Source organism: Microbacterium sp. H6, assembly GCF_003314775.1.
In the GTDB taxonomy this organism is placed as follows: Bacteria; Actinomycetota; Actinomycetes; order Actinomycetales; family Microbacteriaceae; genus Microbacterium; species Microbacterium oxydans.
Genome location: NZ_QOAY01000090.1, coordinates 1 through 238, shown reverse-complemented (window position 1 = coordinate 238; position 238 = coordinate 1). Strand labels below are relative to the sequence as shown.

Below are 238 nucleotides of genomic sequence, written 5' to 3'. Positions count from 1 at the left end.
GCTCGCGGCAGCTCGCGTCGCCGGCCGGACCCTGCTGGTCGACCTGACGACCCTGTCCGAACTGCAGAAGCGGACGGTGGACGAGGCGAGGACAGAGCACGCCGAAGCGCGGAGGGCGATGCGCGGACTCGACCGGCTCGCCGAAGCGCACGCCCTCCGGATGCGGACCGCGGAGCTGCAGGCCGAGCAGACGGAGCTCGACGAGATCGGTTCGCGCACGAGCAGCACGACCACGGAG

At 72.3% G+C, this 238-nt stretch carries 1 pseudogene; it reads left to right on the top strand.

The window, feature by feature from the left end:
• Nucleotides 1-238: pseudogene (locus DSP71_RS06155) on the top strand (hypothetical protein); the annotation flags it as partial.